At 65.5% G+C, this 14405-nt stretch carries 14 protein-coding genes; 13 read left to right on the forward strand and 1 reads right to left on the reverse strand.

The genetic code is table 11. The features are described 5' to 3' along the window. Positions 1 to 119 precede the first annotated feature (119 nt). The 11 genes from EF834_RS16925 (at position 120) to EF834_RS16975 (ending at position 11679) form a co-directional block, all read left to right on the forward strand. A complete protein-coding gene (locus tag EF834_RS16925) occupies positions 120 to 779 on the forward strand; it encodes a cell division protein FtsQ/DivIB (RefSeq protein WP_328590565.1) in 660 nt (219 codons plus the stop codon). Positions 780 to 993: 214 nt separating this feature from the next. Beyond that, positions 994 to 2214, forward strand: coding sequence for a cell division protein FtsZ (ftsZ, locus tag EF834_RS16930; RefSeq protein ID WP_127948403.1), 1221 nt, complete (start codon positions 994 to 996; stop codon positions 2212 to 2214). After that, positions 2211 to 2960, forward strand: coding sequence for a peptidoglycan editing factor PgeF (gene pgeF, locus EF834_RS16935; RefSeq protein WP_206615316.1), 750 nt, complete (start codon positions 2211 to 2213; stop codon positions 2958 to 2960). The genes ftsZ and pgeF overlap by 4 nt, the downstream gene beginning before the upstream one ends. Before the next feature lie 22 nt (positions 2961 to 2982). Further along, positions 2983 to 3729 carry a YggS family pyridoxal phosphate-dependent enzyme gene (locus tag EF834_RS16940; RefSeq protein WP_127948560.1) on the forward strand — a complete coding sequence of 249 codons (747 nt, stop codon included), beginning with the start codon at positions 2983 to 2985 and terminating at the stop codon, positions 3727 to 3729. Between the two features lie 160 nt (positions 3730 to 3889). Next, positions 3890 to 4492: a cell division protein SepF gene (locus EF834_RS16945; RefSeq protein WP_127948405.1), complete on the forward strand. Its 603-nt coding sequence runs from the start codon at positions 3890 to 3892 to the stop codon at positions 4490 to 4492. 104 nt (positions 4493 to 4596) lie between these two features. Next, positions 4597 to 4899, forward strand: coding sequence for a YggT family protein (locus EF834_RS16950; RefSeq protein WP_127948406.1), 303 nt, complete (start codon positions 4597 to 4599; stop codon positions 4897 to 4899). 116 nt (positions 4900 to 5015) lie between these two features. After that, positions 5016 to 5834, forward strand: coding sequence for a DivIVA-like cell division protein Wag31 (gene wag31, locus EF834_RS16955; RefSeq protein WP_127948407.1), 819 nt, complete (start codon positions 5016 to 5018; stop codon positions 5832 to 5834). Between the two features lie 39 nt (positions 5835 to 5873). Then, entirely contained in the window at positions 5874 to 6092 is a 219-nt protein-coding gene (locus tag EF834_RS16960) for a hypothetical protein (RefSeq protein ID WP_127948408.1), read from the forward strand. A 278-nt stretch (positions 6093 to 6370) separates the two neighbouring features. Next, the gene (gene ileS, locus EF834_RS16965; protein ID WP_206615317.1) at positions 6371 to 9646 is read left to right on the forward strand and encodes an isoleucine--tRNA ligase; all 3276 of its coding nucleotides are present in this window, start codon (positions 6371 to 6373) and stop codon (positions 9644 to 9646) included. A 66-nt stretch (positions 9647 to 9712) separates the two neighbouring features. After that, positions 9713 to 11065, forward strand: coding sequence for a DNA polymerase IV (locus EF834_RS16970; RefSeq protein WP_268961050.1), 1353 nt, complete (start codon positions 9713 to 9715; stop codon positions 11063 to 11065). Positions 11066 to 11205: 140 nt separating this feature from the next. Beyond that, positions 11206 to 11679, forward strand: coding sequence for a hypothetical protein (locus EF834_RS16975; protein ID WP_235871292.1), 474 nt, complete (start codon positions 11206 to 11208; stop codon positions 11677 to 11679). 104 nt (positions 11680 to 11783) lie between these two features. Here EF834_RS16975 and EF834_RS16980 read toward each other — a convergent pair whose 3' ends face one another. Next, complete coding sequence (locus EF834_RS16980) at positions 11784 to 12728, reverse strand: hypothetical protein (protein ID WP_127948411.1); 945 nt, start codon at positions 12726 to 12728, stop codon at positions 11784 to 11786. Positions 12729 to 12929: 201 nt separating this feature from the next. On the opposite strand from EF834_RS16980, the gene lspA reads away from it, so the two are divergent. Together lspA and EF834_RS16990 are read left to right on the forward strand one after the other, a co-directional pair. After that, complete coding sequence (lspA, locus tag EF834_RS16985) at positions 12930 to 13481, forward strand: signal peptidase II (protein ID WP_328590570.1); 552 nt, start codon at positions 12930 to 12932, stop codon at positions 13479 to 13481. Further along, a complete protein-coding gene (locus EF834_RS16990) occupies positions 13478 to 14404 on the forward strand; it encodes an RluA family pseudouridine synthase (RefSeq protein ID WP_127948413.1) in 927 nt (308 codons plus the stop codon). The genes lspA and EF834_RS16990 overlap by 4 nt, the downstream gene beginning before the upstream one ends. Position 14405: the final 1 nt, after the last annotated feature.

Raw genomic sequence — 14405 nt, forward strand, 5'->3', positions numbered from 1 at the left:
GGCGGGACCGGGGTTCACGAACGCGAACTGACCGTGAGCGCCCTGGGTCGGCCGAGAGCCCGGGCTCGGCCAAGAGCAATACGGGACGTGGGTCGGTCGACCGTGAACGTGCCCGATCCTTGCGGCGCAAGGTATTCCTGATCACCGCGGCGTCTGTGACCGCGATCGCGGCGTTGGTCGGGGTGCTGTGGTTCAGCCCGTTGATGTCGGTGCGGCAGGTCGAGTACGTCGGCGACGGACGGGTGACCGAGGAGGAGGTGTTGCGGGCCCTCAGCGTCGCGGAGGGGACGCCGCTCCTTCGGGTCGACACCGGCGCCGCGGCGCGTCGGGTCGCCGGCATTCCACGCGTCGCGGAGGCTCGGGTGCAGCGACAGTACCCGTCCACGGTGAGGGTCACCGTGACGGAGCGGGTTCCCGTGGTGTTCTTCGATTCCCCGCAGGGCCAGCACCTGATGGACGCGGGCGGCGTCGACTACGCGATCGAGCCACCCCCGCCCGGTCTCGCTCGGCTGGTTACGCCGACTCCGAGGCACGATGATCAGGTGACGCAGGCCGCTTTGGCGGTGCTCGAGGGGCTGCCGGAGCCGGTTCGCGTTCAGGTGTCCGAGGTTGCGGCGCCAACGATTTCGAACATCTCGGTTACGCTGGACGACGGCCGCGTCTTGGTGTGGGGCAGCATCGACGATTCCGAGAGGAAATCGGCGGTGGTCTCCGTGCTTTTGACACAGCCCGGTCAGGTCTTCGACGTGTCGAGTCCCGAGCTGCCCACCGTGAAGTAATGGCAATCGGGTGAGCGGCGCTGAGAACGGATCGGGTTTGAAGCCCCGCAGAAACTTTGGCGGGTGTCGGCGCGCCTGCTGGCGGATCGCTGTGACACTGCATAGCGTTTCGTTGTAGCAAACCACTTGACATAACCTCGACCCTGTGGTTGAGGTTGAGGGTTTCCCCCTCGCTAGTACCAGCGCGAAATCCACTCACGGAAGGCGAGAGCCTATGACGCCCCCGCACAACTACCTCGCCGTCATCAAGGTCGTCGGTGTCGGCGGAGGCGGCGTCAATGCGGTCAACCGCATGATCGACCAAGGACTCAAGGGAGTCGAGTTCATTGCGGTCAACACGGACGCGCAGGCACTCATGTTGTGCGACGCCCATGTCAAGCTCGACGTCGGGCGGGAGTTGACCCACGGACTCGGCGCGGGCGCCGACCCGGACGTGGGCCGCAAGGCTGCCGAGGACGACAAAGACGAGATCGAAGAGGTCCTCAAAGGCGCCGACATGGTCTTCGTGACTGCGGGCGAAGGCGGTGGCACGGGCACCGGCGGCGCGCCCGTCGTGGCGAGCATTGCCCGCAAGCTCGGCGCTCTCACCATCGGCGTCGTAACGCGCCCGTTCACGTTCGAGGGTAAGCGTCGCGCATCGCAGGCGGACTCGGGCATCACCGCGCTACGTGAATCCTGCGACACTCTGATCGTGATCCCGAATGACCGGCTGCTCCAGCTCAGCGACGAGAATATGAAGCTGACGGACGCGTTCCAGAGCGCCGACGAGGTGCTCCTCAACGGCGTTCAGGGCATCACCGATCTGATCACCACTCCGGGCCTGATCAACGTCGATTTCGCTGACGTCAAGAGCGTCATGTCCGGTGCCGGCAGCGCGCTGATGGGCATCGGGACGGCGCAGGGCGACGGCCGGGCTATCAAGGCCGCCGGGTCGGCGATCAACTCGCCGCTGCTAGAGGCGTCGATGGACGGTGCGCGCGGCGTCCTGATGTCGATTGCCGGTGGCTCGGACCTGGGTCTTTTCGAGATCAATGAGGCGGCCTCGCTCGTTCAGGAAGCCGCGCACGTCGACGCCAACATCATCTTCGGAACCGTCATCGACGATTCTCTCGGCGACGAGGTCCGTGTGACAGTGATCGCGGCCGGCTTCGACGGTGGCGCTCCGGCCAAGCGCCCGATCGATGTTCAGTCCGCGCTCGGACGAGGGAACATCGGTGCCGGACGAGCCGGTGAGGTCGGTCGACCCGAGCGTGCCGCGTCCACGCCGTCCACTACCACTCCAGCACCGCATGTGGCTTCGCGTGAGGTCGGAGCACCAACCGGGGGTTCGAGCTTGCCCCCGCTCGGCGGCAACTCTGCTTCGCGCGCTGTGCCGGCGGGCGACGACGAGGACGATGATGACGATGTTGACGTTCCCATTTTCATGAAGCGTTGAAGAGGGCATTGGTAAGTGGTCTACGGGTCCGGCGGGTCGTCACGACCCGGGCCGGAGGTGTGTCCGCAGCACCGTACGACTCGTTCAACCTCGGTGACCACGTCGGTGACGACCCCGCCGCCGTCGATGTCAATCGTCGGCGGCTTGCCGAGGGCATCGGGCTGCCGTTAGAGCGTCTGGTGTGGATGGAGCAAATCCACGGCCGAAACGTGACGGTGGTCGACGGTCCTCGCGCTCCCGCGGACGGTCCGGTGCCGGTGACGGACGCACTCGTGACCAAGGAGCCCGACCTTGCTTTGGTAGCGCTGAGCGCGGACTGTGTGCCGATCCTGCTCTCCGATGACGAGGCGGGTGTGATTGCAGCCGTGCATGCCGGTCGCATCGGAGCCCGGGTCGGCATCGTTCCAGAGGTCGTCGGCGCGATGATCAAACTGGGCGCGCGTCCGGAGCGGATCGGGGCCTTCCTGGGGCCGGCCGCCAGCGGACGCAGGTACGAGGTTCCGGCCACGATGCAGGCCGACGTCGAGAAGTTCCTCCCCGGCAGCGCGACTCGCACCGTGAACGGCACTCCAGGACTGGACCTGCGTGCGGGGCTGCGGCGGCAACTGCTGGCAATAGGCGTTTCGAGTGTCGCAGAGGATCCGCGATGCACGATCGAGGATCCGACGTTGTTCAGCCACCGCCGGGGCGCTCCAACCGGCAGATTCGCGTCGGTGATCTGGCTGGATTCATCAGGACAAGATTGACGGAGACGAGTTGACGGTCGGGATGGGCAGGCGCGACGACACAGCTAGGCGCAACGACATAGCATCGGCACTCGCTGCGGTCCGTACGAGACTCGACGCGGCGTGCCGGGACGCGGGGCGTGATCCTGCGGAAGTCGTATTGCTTCCAGTGACGAAGTTCTTCCCCGCCTCGGACGTGCGGACCCTCTATGATCTCGGCTGCCGCGAGTTCGGCGAGTCGCGCGAACCGGAGGCGAGTACCAAGATCGCGGAGTTCCGAGCCGATTCCGGCGTCGTCGACGTCGTGCGGTGGCACATGATCGGCAGACTTCAGCGGAACAAGGTCAGGTCCGTGGTGCGGTGGGCGGACACGGTCCACTCGGTGGACAGCGTCCGGTTGGCCGATACCCTCGATGCGGCCGTCGGTGTCGCGCGTGACGACGGGACCCGTTCCGGTCCACTCGAAGTGCTGCTCCAGGTGAGCCTGGACACCGATCCGGCGCGCGGTGGTGTCGCGGTGGAGGAAGTGGACGCTCTCGCGGCGCACGTGGCAGCGTCGCCGAATCTGGCTCTCCGTGGGCTGATGTCGGTGCCACCGGTCGATTCCGATCCGGACCAGGCCTTCGCCTGGCTCGCTGTTGTCCACGCCGGTGTGCTGCGTGACCACCCGGCCGCAACCGTGTTGTCCGCAGGGATGACTGGTGATCTGGAAGCGGCGATCCGCCACGGATCGACCTGTGTGCGTGTCGGAACCGCGATCCTCGGTCAGCGTCCGATAATCTCGGCATAATCACCAGTCACATCGTGAACATCTGCCACACGCAAAGATCGTCAGTCCACCACGAGCGGTGGCTCTGAGACCGCTCATCCTATTTAGATCTATGCTGATCTATGCGGTCGGCCGCAGCTTTCGCAAAGTACCCGATCGCCGCGCCCAGGAAGGTCGATCAATGAGCACTCTGCACAAGTTCAAGGCATACTTCGGCATGGTTCCCCTCGAAGACTTCGAGGACGACTACATCGATGAGCCCGGGCCGCCGCACCGTGACTACTCCGAGCCGGGGTACCCCTCCACTCGTCGCGACGAGGTAGACGATTTCGATCGCTACGGCGCCGCGTCACGTCAGCCGACGCCTGTCGAGCCGATGCCGACGCGCCCGACTCGTCCGATGCCCAGCGCCGGCGCACGGGGAACGACCCGCGGCTCGCTGGCCGTCGACTCGCGTATGGACCGACTCGAGGGCCGGCGCTCACTCGTCGACGAAGGCGGCCCACTGTCGAAGATCACGACGCTTTGTCCTCGTGACTACGGGGAGGCCCGGACGATTGGCGAGCGGTTCCGCGACGGCAACCCCGTGATCATGGATCTCGTGGAGATGAGCAACGCCGATGCCAAGCGGCTGGTGGACTTCGCGGCAGGCCTCGCTTTCGCGCTCCGGGGATCCTTCGACAAGGTTGCGACGAAGGTATTCCTACTTTCGCCCGCCGGCGTCGATGTCTCGGCCGAGGAGCGTCGTCGTATCGCGGAGACCGGCTACTACAACCAGAAGTAACCGCTGCGGTCGAGGAGTGCGCGATCCGGCCCTGTGGGTGTGATGCGCGCCTCTGCTCGGCGGATGGTTTTGATCGACCGGTTGTTGTGAGGCAGAGTGAAGGTGTGGCCGTGTTCTCGGTGATCTACGTGATCTTGTTCGTATTCTGGTTGTTGCTCATCGGACGGATCATCGTCGAGTTCATCCGGGTCTTCGCCAGGGATTGGCGACCAACGGGTTTCGTCGTGGTCGTGCTCGAGGTGATCTTCACGGTTACAGACCCGCCAGTGAAGCTCCTTCGCCGACTCATTCCGCCGATATCCCTCGGCGGGGTTCGTCTCGATCTCTCGATCATGGTGCTGTTGTTTCTGCTGTTCATCCTCATGCAGGTGGTATCCGGGCTGGCGTCACCTCCAGGTTTGGTGTGACAGAATGGGCTGGCAGTTAGTGTGTGACAGGGTAACGAAATGGTTAAGAAGTACGCGCAACGCGCTAGAACACAATGCGTGCTAGACCGCCAATTGACGCGTGAAGGGATCCTTCCATGCCGTTAACTCCAGCCGATGTGCACAACGTCGCGTTCAGTAAGCCCCCGATCGGGAAGCGTGGATACAACGAGGATGAGGTCGACGCCTTCCTCGATCTGGTCGAGCAGGAGCTAGCGCGACTCATCGAGGAAAACACCGATCTTCGTCAGCGCGTAGGTGAGCTCGATCAGGAACTGGCCGACGCGAAGAAGGCGCCCCGCCCGGCTGCGGCAGCTGCGGCGCCGCCGCCCGTTCCCAAGCCGGAGCCGGAACCGGTCCGGGTCGTCGAACCCCAGAAGGGGGCGCCGCACCCGACCGAAGACGCCAACATGCAGGCGGCCAAGGTCCTGGGCCTCGCTCAGGAGATGGCGGACCGGCTCACCGGTGAGGCCAAGCTCGAAGCCGAGCAGCTGCTCAGTGATGCTCGTGTCAACTCGGAGCGTCTGGTAACAGAGGCGCGCACCAAGTCGGAGACGATGGTCGGCGAAGCCAAGCAGAAGTCCGAGTCGCTCCTGTCCGACGCTCAGACGCGGTCGGAAACCCAGCTGCGCCAGGCCAAGGAGAAGGCTGACGCCCTACAAGCCGACGCCGAGAAGAAGCACACCGAGATCATGGCGACGATCAACCAGCAGCGGTCGGTTCTCGAGGGTCGGATCGAGCAGCTCAAGACCTTCGAGCGCGAGTACCGTGTGCGCCTGAAGTCATACCTGGAGTCGCAACTCGAGGAGTTGGAGCAGCGTGGCTCGGCTGTGCCGGTCGACGGTGGCCAGGACGCCTTCGGCCAGTCCGGTTCACAGTCCGGTTTCAGGCAGTCTTTCGCCAAGGGAAACAACTGACCGAGCCGACGCCGGCGGCTCTCGAACAGAGGGTGAATTGTGCTGGTCACGACGCTGCTTCTCGCAGCAGTTGGATTCGCGATGCTGGTGATCGCTCTGACGACGGGATCCGTCGTCTGGGCGTGGGGAAGCATCGCGGCCTGCATCGTGGGTGCCGTCCTCCTACTGGTCAGTGCGTTGGCGGACAAGAAAGGCACGCCCGTCGACAAATCCGGCGATTCGAACAACTCGGCCGGGTCGAGGCACCGGGACACCTGACCAAGGCCTCACGTACGGACCCGGCTGATACCGTCCCGAGTTCGACTCAGGGCTAGACTGAAACGCACATATGGCGACGATCCGGCAATCACCGGGGAGCCTTCGGAAGAACGGTTCGATGCGCTCACTTCACGTGACCACCATCGGGCCTACTAGACCCGAACGGGTGGGCCCGTCACAGCCTTGATCGAGTGGCTCGTCGCGCACGCGTGATGGGCAAGCGGGGTGGTACCGCGGTAGCGGCGCACAGGGCGTCGCCGTCGTCCCCGTGCCGGTAGATGGGCACGAGGAGCCACGCGTTGACCAGTAACGAATCCACCTCTCCCCAGGCGAACGACGCGTACCCGCGGGTCGATCTCTTCGGTGGCCGGGCAACCGGTGCTGTCTCCTTTCCGGACCTCGAGAAAAAAGTGCTCGCGGCATGGGAGGCGGATGACACCTTCCGGGCCAGCATCGCGAACCGCGAGGGAGCCGAGGAGTTCGTCTTCTACGATGGTCCACCGTTCGCGAACGGCCTGCCGCACTACGGTCACCTCCTCACCGGGTACGTCAAGGACGTGGTCCCGCGGTTCCAGACCATGCGTGGGAAGAAGGTCGATCGCCGGTTCGGCTGGGACTGTCACGGGTTGCCCGCCGAACTCGAGGCGGAGAAGCAGCTCGGCATCGTGGACAAGTCGCAGATCGACGCTATGGGTCTCGCCGAGTTCAACGCGTACTGCGAATCGTCGGTGCTGCGTTACACCGACGAATGGCGCAACTACGTGACGCGGCAGGCGCGCTGGGTGGACTTCGACAACGACTACAAGACCCTGGATCTGGACTTCATGGAGTCCGTCATGTGGGCGTTCAAGGAGCTCTACGACAAGGGCCTGATCTACCAGGGCTTCCGGGTATTGCCGTACAGCTGGTACGAGCAGACGCCGCTGTCGAACCAGGAAACCCGCCTCGACGATGCGTACAAGATGCGTCAGGACCCGGCGGTGACGGTCGACATGGTGCTGCACGCGCCGGGCAGCGAGTTGGACGGCGCCAACGCGTTGATCTGGACCACGACGCCGTGGACGCTGCCGTCGAACCTCGCGATTGCGGTCCACCCCGACGTCGACTACGTGCTCGTTGTCGGCGCCGACGACAAGCGGTACGTTCTCGCGGCAGCGCGGATCGGGCACTACGCACGCGAGCTCGGAGAGTCTCCTGCGGTGCTCGGCGAGTACAAGGGCAGTGACCTCGTCGGGCTGTCCTACCAGCCGCCGTTCGACTTCTTCCACGGACCGGGCAAGGGCCACGAGAATGCGCACCGGGTGCTGGCCGCGGATTACGTGACCACCGACTCCGGCACCGGCGTGGTGCACCTCGCCCCAGCCTTCGGTGAGGAGGACATGGAGTGCGCTACGGCCAACGGCATCGGGATTGCCCAGCCACTGGATGCGGGTGGCAAGTTCACCTCCATGGTGCCGGACTACCAGGGTCTCCAAGTCTTCGATGCAAACCCGGTCATCATCAAGGACCTCAAGGCGGCGGGCAAGCTGCTGCGCCACGAGACGATCGAACACTCGTACCCGCACAGCTGGCGCTCCGGGCAGCCGCTGATCTACATGGCGGTGCCGTCGTGGTTCGTCGCGGTCACCAAGTTCCGTGACCGCATGGTCGAACTCAACCAGGAGATCACCTGGGTACCGGAGCACATCCGCGACGGCCAGTTCGGCAAGTGGCTCGAGGGTGCGCGTGACTGGAACATCAGCCGAAATCGCTACTGGGGCAGCCCGATCCCGGCGTGGGTGTCGGACGATCCAGCTTACCCGCGGGTCGACGTCTACGGCTCGCTCGACGAACTCGAGCGTGACTTCGGGGTTCGTCCGACGGATCTGCACCGGCCGATGATCGACGAGTTGGTCCGCCCGAACCCGGACGACCCGACCGGGAAGTCGATGATGCGCCGGGTTCCGGAGGTGCTGGACTGCTGGTTCGAGTCGGGCTCGATGCCCTACGCGCAGGTGCACTATCCGTTCGAGAACAAGGACTGGTTCAACTCGCACTACCCGGGCGACTTCATCGTCGAGTACAACGGGCAGACCCGTGGCTGGTTCTACACGCTGCACGTCCTGGCGACGGCGCTGTTCGACCGCCCAGCATTCAAATGTGTTGCGGCGCATGGCATCGTCCTCGGCGACGATGGCCTCAAGATGAGCAAGTCCAAGGGCAACTACCCGGACGTCAAGGAGGTCTTCGACCGCGACGGCTCGGATGCCATGCGGTGGTTCCTGATGTCGTCACCGATCCTGCGTGGCGGCAACCTGATCGTCACCGAGCAGGGCATCCGGGAGGGAGTGCGTCAGGCGCTGCTACCGCTGTGGAACGCGTGGAGTTTCCTGCAGCTGTACGCGTCCAAACCGGGGCAATGGCGGACCGATTCGCCGAACGTGCTCGACAGATACATCCTGGCGAAGCTCGCCGCGACGCGGAACGCGATCAGCGAGGCACTCGAAGTCACCGACATCGCGGGTGCATGCGATGAACTACGGACCTTCAGCGATGCGCTCACCAACTGGTACGTGCGCCGCTCACGCAACCGGTTCTGGGACGAGGACCGCGACGCGATCGACACGCTGCACACGGTTCTCGAGGTTGCCACTCGCCTGGCAGCCCCGCTGCTGCCGATGGCGACGGAGGTCATCTGGCGTGGACTCACCGGCGGCCGCTCGGTGCACCTCGCCGACTGGCCGGCCGAGAGCGAGCTGCCGGCGGACTCGGAGCTGGTCGCCGCGATGGACGACGTCCGTACGGTCTGCTCGACGGTGCTGAGCCTGCGAAAGGCGCAGAACCTGCGCGTGCGCCTGCCGCTGCCGGAGGTCACCGTCGCGGCACCCGATGCGGAGAAGATGCGACCGTACCTCGGGCTGATCGCCGACGAGGTCAACGTCAAGAAGGTCGATCTCACCGAGGACGTCGACGTCCACGGCAGATTCGAACTCGTGGTCAACGCCCGCGTTGCCGGTCCGCGTCTCGGCAGGGACGTGCAGGCGGTCATCAAGGCGGTCAAAGCGGGTGACTGGACCGAGAAGCACGGGGTCGTCACAGTCTGGCCGGGTCGCTCCGCAGGCTCCGACACGGTGCAGCCGGGTCGCTCCGCAGGCTCCGACACGGTGCAGCCGGGTCGCTCCGCAGGCTCCGCTCCTGCCGAGGGCATCGAGCTGCTCCCAGAGGAGTACACGCAGCGACTGGTCGCCGCCGAGCCCGAGTCGACGGCGGCTCTGCCGGACGGGGCGGGCCTGGTCGTGCTCGACTCGCGGGTCACCGAGGAACTCGAGGCCGAAGGCTGGGCAAAGGACCGGATCCGTGAGCTTCAGGACGCGCGGCGTAACGCGGGACTCGAGGTGTCCGACCGGATCTCGGTCAGGCTGCAGGTGCCGACCGAACGGCTCGGGTGGGCGACACGGCACCGGGATCTGATCGCAGGCGAGATCCTGGCGACCACCCTCGAGATCGGCGACGTGAGCGGAGAAGCCGTCGTCGACCTCGGCGAGGGCGTGCGCGCCACCATCGCCAGGGCCTGAGCCACGAGTCACACGCCGGTCGGGCGGCGCAGGTCTTATGTCGTCCGTCCGGCGTATCTTGCATCCGTGAGCACTGCCGTCCCCGACCCCACGCGCAGTCGGCGGTGGGTCCTACACCTCGACATGGATGCGTTCTTTGCGTCGGTCGAGCAGCTGACCCGGCCGACGTTGCGGGGCCGTCCGGTGCTCGTCGGGGGACTCGGCGGTCGCGGAGTGGTCGCCGGTGCGAGCTATGAGGCGCGGGCGTTCGGAGCACGATCGGCGATGCCGATGCACCAGGCCCGCCGGTTGGTGGGTCAGGCTGCTGTCGTCCTGCCTCCACGGGGTGCGCTGTACGGGCACATGAGCCGCCAGGTGTTCGACGCTTTGCGTATGAAAGTGCCTGTACTGGAACAGCTGTCGCTGGACGAAGCATTCGGAGAACCTGCTGAACTCGCGGGCGCGGGAAAGGCTGAGGTCGAGCGCTACTGTGAGGATCTGCGCGCGCTGGTGATGGCCGAGACCGGGTTGGTGGCCTCGATCGGGGCGGGTGGGGGCAAACAGGTGGCCAAGATCGCGTCGGGCCTCGCCAAACCGAATGGGGTCACGGTCGTCTCCCCGGACGTCCAGCAGGAACTGATGGGCCGACTGCCGGTCCGGAAGTTGTGGGGCGTGGGTCCGGTTGCCGAGGAGAAGCTCAGACGACTTGGGATAGAGACCATCGAGGCGCTGGCGAACCTGCCCGATGCCGACGTGGTCTCGGTGCTCGGGGCGACGGTCGGCCCCAGTCTGCAGAGACTCGCTCGCGGAATCGACGACCGCCCGGTCGCGGAGCGAGCGGACGCGAAGCAGGTTAGCGCGGAGACCACGTACGCGCAGGACATCGTCACGATGGGGCAGTTGCGGCGGGCGATCGAGGCCCTCGCCGCCGCAGCGCACCGACGACTGGATCGGGACGGTAGAGCCGCCCGAACCGTCGTGCTGAAACTACGAAAGGCGGATATGAGCATTGTCACACGCTCGCTTACGTTGCAATACGCGACGACGGACCTGCAGATCCTCACCGCGGCCGCGCTGCGCCAGGCGATCGATCCGCTCGAACTCGGTCCGGTCCGCTTGGTAGGCGTGAGCTTCGGCAGTCTGACCGCGGCGAGTCAGGGCTCGTTGTTTCCGGAGCTCGACCAGGGTGTTCCAGAATTGGAAGACGATGGGACGGCAGAGGATCGGTCCTACGCCCCTGCCTATGGCAGTGGGCTGCGATGGACGCCGGGGCTCGATGTCTCGCACCCCGCGTACGGCCACGGATGGGTGCAGGGTGCTGGGCACGGTGTGGTGACGGTGCGATTCGAGACACGCAGCACAGGACCGGGGCCGTCACGTACATTCGACGACACCCACTGTGACCTGGTTGCTGCTGATGTCGTGGACAGCCTGAGGTGAGGGAAGCCTCACTAACGGTACCCTTGCCGTGAACCTGCGCCATGGCTGGGACGTGGACCGTGCGTCAGCCGGGTCTCGCACGATGTTCGACCGTGAATGACAACGAGAACGAAAAGGAAAAGCACTTGAAGCTCCGGAAGATGACCATCGCCGGTGTGGCGCTCGCAGCCGCGCTCACCATTTCCGCCTGCTCGAATGGTGGCGCCGAGACCACCGAGCGCACGACGGCGATGCAGACGACGACCGCGGCCGCGCCTGAGGTGGTCCCACCGACGCCGGCGGACCTGAACGCGAACCTCGCGAAGGTCTTCGACGAGAGCATCCCGCTCGAGGAGAAGGTGTCGCTGGTCCAGGGGGCCGAGCAGGATCCTGAGCTCATCAACCAGGTGGTCGGGGCAGCGAAGCAGAACAACGCGACCATCGAGGTTATCGACGTCACTCCCACCGGGCCCGAAACCGTGACGGCCGGTGTGAACCTGGTCATCAATGGTCAGACGAATCCGGCGACCGTGGACTTCGTAGCGGAGGACGGTCAGTGGAAGATGTCGCAGCAGTACGCGTGCCAGCTGGTACAGCTCGCTGAGCTCACCTCACCGGCCTGCCCTGCCGCATAGTTCGAATCTTCACGACGACGCCGGCGCCACTCGACAGGTGGCGCCGGCATCGGCCGTTTTCGGGGAGGGTGCCGAGAGTCCGTGCTGAGAGTCCGTGCTGAGAGTCACTGCCCCCACTGAACCCGCTCACTGGTGGTCTGGCGCAGTTGGATCGTGTCCGAGGCATCGCTGAACGACTGGGAGCCTTCGATAGTGATCGAGCCGTCGACCGGGAGCGGGGAGCGCAGATCGATGGCCACGGTTCCCGAACCCTGCATTTCGTACGAGTCGATGTCCAACGTGCCCGTTCCATTGGGTAGTTCGAAGACCGGTGTCTGGGGGAACTGCTCCACTCGGACGTCGACGGTGAGTCGGTCACCATCGCGTTCGACGAGCGTCGCGGTCGTCACCTGATCGAGGGCGATCGCGCTTGTGACCCGCTGGTGGATCTTCCAGACCGCGCCCACCCCGATCGGCTGTTCCGGAAACGCGACGGCTCGGTAGACGGCCTGGAAAAAGGCCTGTTCGATCATCGACCTGGCCTTGTTCTGAGCGTCGGGATCCGGCCGCAGCCGCAGGGCCGTCATCGCACCCGAGCGGTTCATGGTGAAACCGGCGTGCGAATCCGTCGCCGGTTCGAGGAGTTCGTTCGTCGCGTCGTCCGGGGTGGTGAGGGTTCCCAGGGTGAGTTCGATCGTCGTCGCGGGTGTTGCCTCAGTCGCGGCCTGCGTGACCACCGCGGCGAGCGGCATCGTCAACGGTGGGTCGGAGTGATCCTGCGGTTCCTGCTGGTCGATCTGCTGGTACACGGTTGCGGTCGTCACCAGCTGCGCCTCCTGGCGGGTGCCCTCCGCGGGCTGGAGTTGCACCACGGCCCTCGGCTCGGCGCCCGCGTCTACGATCTCGGTCGTGGCGGCCGTTACCGGCACAGTGACCTCGTTCGTCATGGCCCCGATCGCGTCGGGACTGGCTTGACCACTCGAGCTACAGGCGGTGGTGAGCACCGAGAGGGAGAGTGTCGCCGCGACTAGCGCGGTTCCGGAGTGAAGGAGCTTCGACGACAGTGGCACGACGAACAGGTTAGTCGGCCCGGGTGGGGTAACCGGTTTGTCCGCCGGGTAGGGGATGATGGCGGGGTGAGTGAAGATCGCGCCGATCGTGCCGTGAGAGGTGAACCGATTTCCGAACCAGTCGTACCCGAACCCGATCCCACTGGGTCAGATCCCACTGGGTCAGATCCCACTGGGTCAGATCCCACTGGGTCAGATCCCATCGGGTCACAGTCGGACCTGCCGTCATCGGTGCCGCAACGGATGATGCGGATGCTCGTCGCGATCGCTGCGGTGATACTGGGGTTCGATCTGTTGACCAAAGCCCTGGCGGTCGCGTTCATCGATCCGACTGATCCCGTGCGAATCATCGGGGACACGGTCACCCTGACTCTCGTCCGCAATCCAGGTGCAGCGTTCTCGATGGCCACCGGCATGACGTGGCTGCTGACTCTTGTGGCGGTCGGTGTCGTGATCGGCGTGATCCGGATGGGCCGCAGTCTCGGCTCACCGTGGTGGGCGCTGGGCCTGGGGCTGGTTCTCGGTGGCGCACTCGGCAATCTGGTCGACCGGATCTTTCGCTCACCCGGCCCGTTTCAAGGCCACGTGGTGGACTTCGTCTCTGTCGGCTGGTGGCCGGTGTTCAACGTGGCCGACTCGGCGATCGTGTGCGGGGCGATCCTGTTGGTAGCGCTCACGCTGTTCGGCGTCGAACCGAGCGGCTCCAGGATCTCAAAGCCCTCGGGAACTCCGCGGAAGGGGGACGCGGCATGAGGGAAACGCGTTCGATGCCCGTTCCCGACGGACTCGACGGCATGCGGGTCGACGCCGGCCTGGCCCGCCTGCTCGGGCTGTCGCGTACCGCGGTGGCGGCTCTCACCGAGGAAGGCGCAGTCCGGGTGGATGGCACGCCGGCCGGTAAGTCAGATCGCCTGGCGGCCGGCACGTGGCTGGAGGTCGAGCTGCCTGAGCCTCCTCGCCCCCTGACCATCAACCCCGAACCCGTCGAGGGCATGGAGATCCTCTACGCGGACGACGATGTCGTCGCGGTCGACAAGCCGGTCGGCGTCGCGGCCCACGCGAGTGTCGGTTGGACAGGTCCCACCGTGATCGGCGGGCTGGCGGCGGCCGGGTTCCGGATCTCGACCTCCGGAGCGCACGAGCGGCAGGGCATCGTGCACCGACTCGACGTCGGCACTTCCGGTGTGATGGTCGTCGCGACCTCGGAGCGGGCGTACACCGTGCTCAAGCGGGCGTTCAAGCAGCGCACCGTCGACAAGCGCTACCACGCTCTGGTTCAGGGGCATCCGGATCCGAGCAGCGGCACGATCGACGCTCCGATCGGCAGGCACCGCAGCAGCGACTGGAAGTTCGCCGTCACGGCCGACGGCAAGCCGAGTATCACCCACTACGACACCATTGAGGCCTTCCGGGCAGCGAGCCTGCTCGACATTCATCTCGAGACCGGACGGACCCATCAGATTCGCGTCCACTTCTCGGCCTTACGGCATCCATGCTGCGGGGATCTGACATATGGCGCCGATCCGCGCCTGGCCGAGAGGCTGGGCCTCGAGCGCCAGTGGTTGCATGCGCGTTCCCTGGGGTTCGCGCACCCTGCTGATGGGCGCTGGGTGGAGATCACGAGCGAGTACCCCAAGGACCTGCAGCACGCCCTGGCAGTCCTGCGAGGCAACTGAG

It is taken from the genome of Rhodococcus spongiicola, assembly GCF_004011835.1.
In the GTDB taxonomy this organism is placed as follows: domain Bacteria; phylum Actinomycetota; class Actinomycetes; order Mycobacteriales; family Mycobacteriaceae; genus Prescottella; species Prescottella spongiicola.

Bases quoted from the DNA above. Each gene is read 5' to 3' on its own strand.
- EF834_RS16945 (WP_127948405.1), top strand. From the start codon at position 3,890: ATGAGCACTCTGCACAAGTTCAAGGCATACTTCGGCATGGTTCCCCTC.
- ftsZ (WP_127948403.1), top strand. From the start codon at position 994: ATGACGCCCCCGCACAACTACCTCGCCGTCATCAAGGTCGTCGGTGTC.
- wag31 (WP_127948407.1), top strand. From the start codon at position 5,016: ATGCCGTTAACTCCAGCCGATGTGCACAACGTCGCGTTCAGTAAGCCC.
- EF834_RS16990 (WP_127948413.1), top strand. From the start codon at position 13,478: ATGAGGGAAACGCGTTCGATGCCCGTTCCCGACGGACTCGACGGCATG.
- EF834_RS16975 (WP_235871292.1), top strand. From the start codon at position 11,206: ATGACCATCGCCGGTGTGGCGCTCGCAGCCGCGCTCACCATTTCCGCC.
- ileS (WP_206615317.1), top strand. From the start codon at position 6,371: ATGGGCACGAGGAGCCACGCGTTGACCAGTAACGAATCCACCTCTCCC.
- EF834_RS16940 (WP_127948560.1), top strand. From the start codon at position 2,983: ATGGGCAGGCGCGACGACACAGCTAGGCGCAACGACATAGCATCGGCA.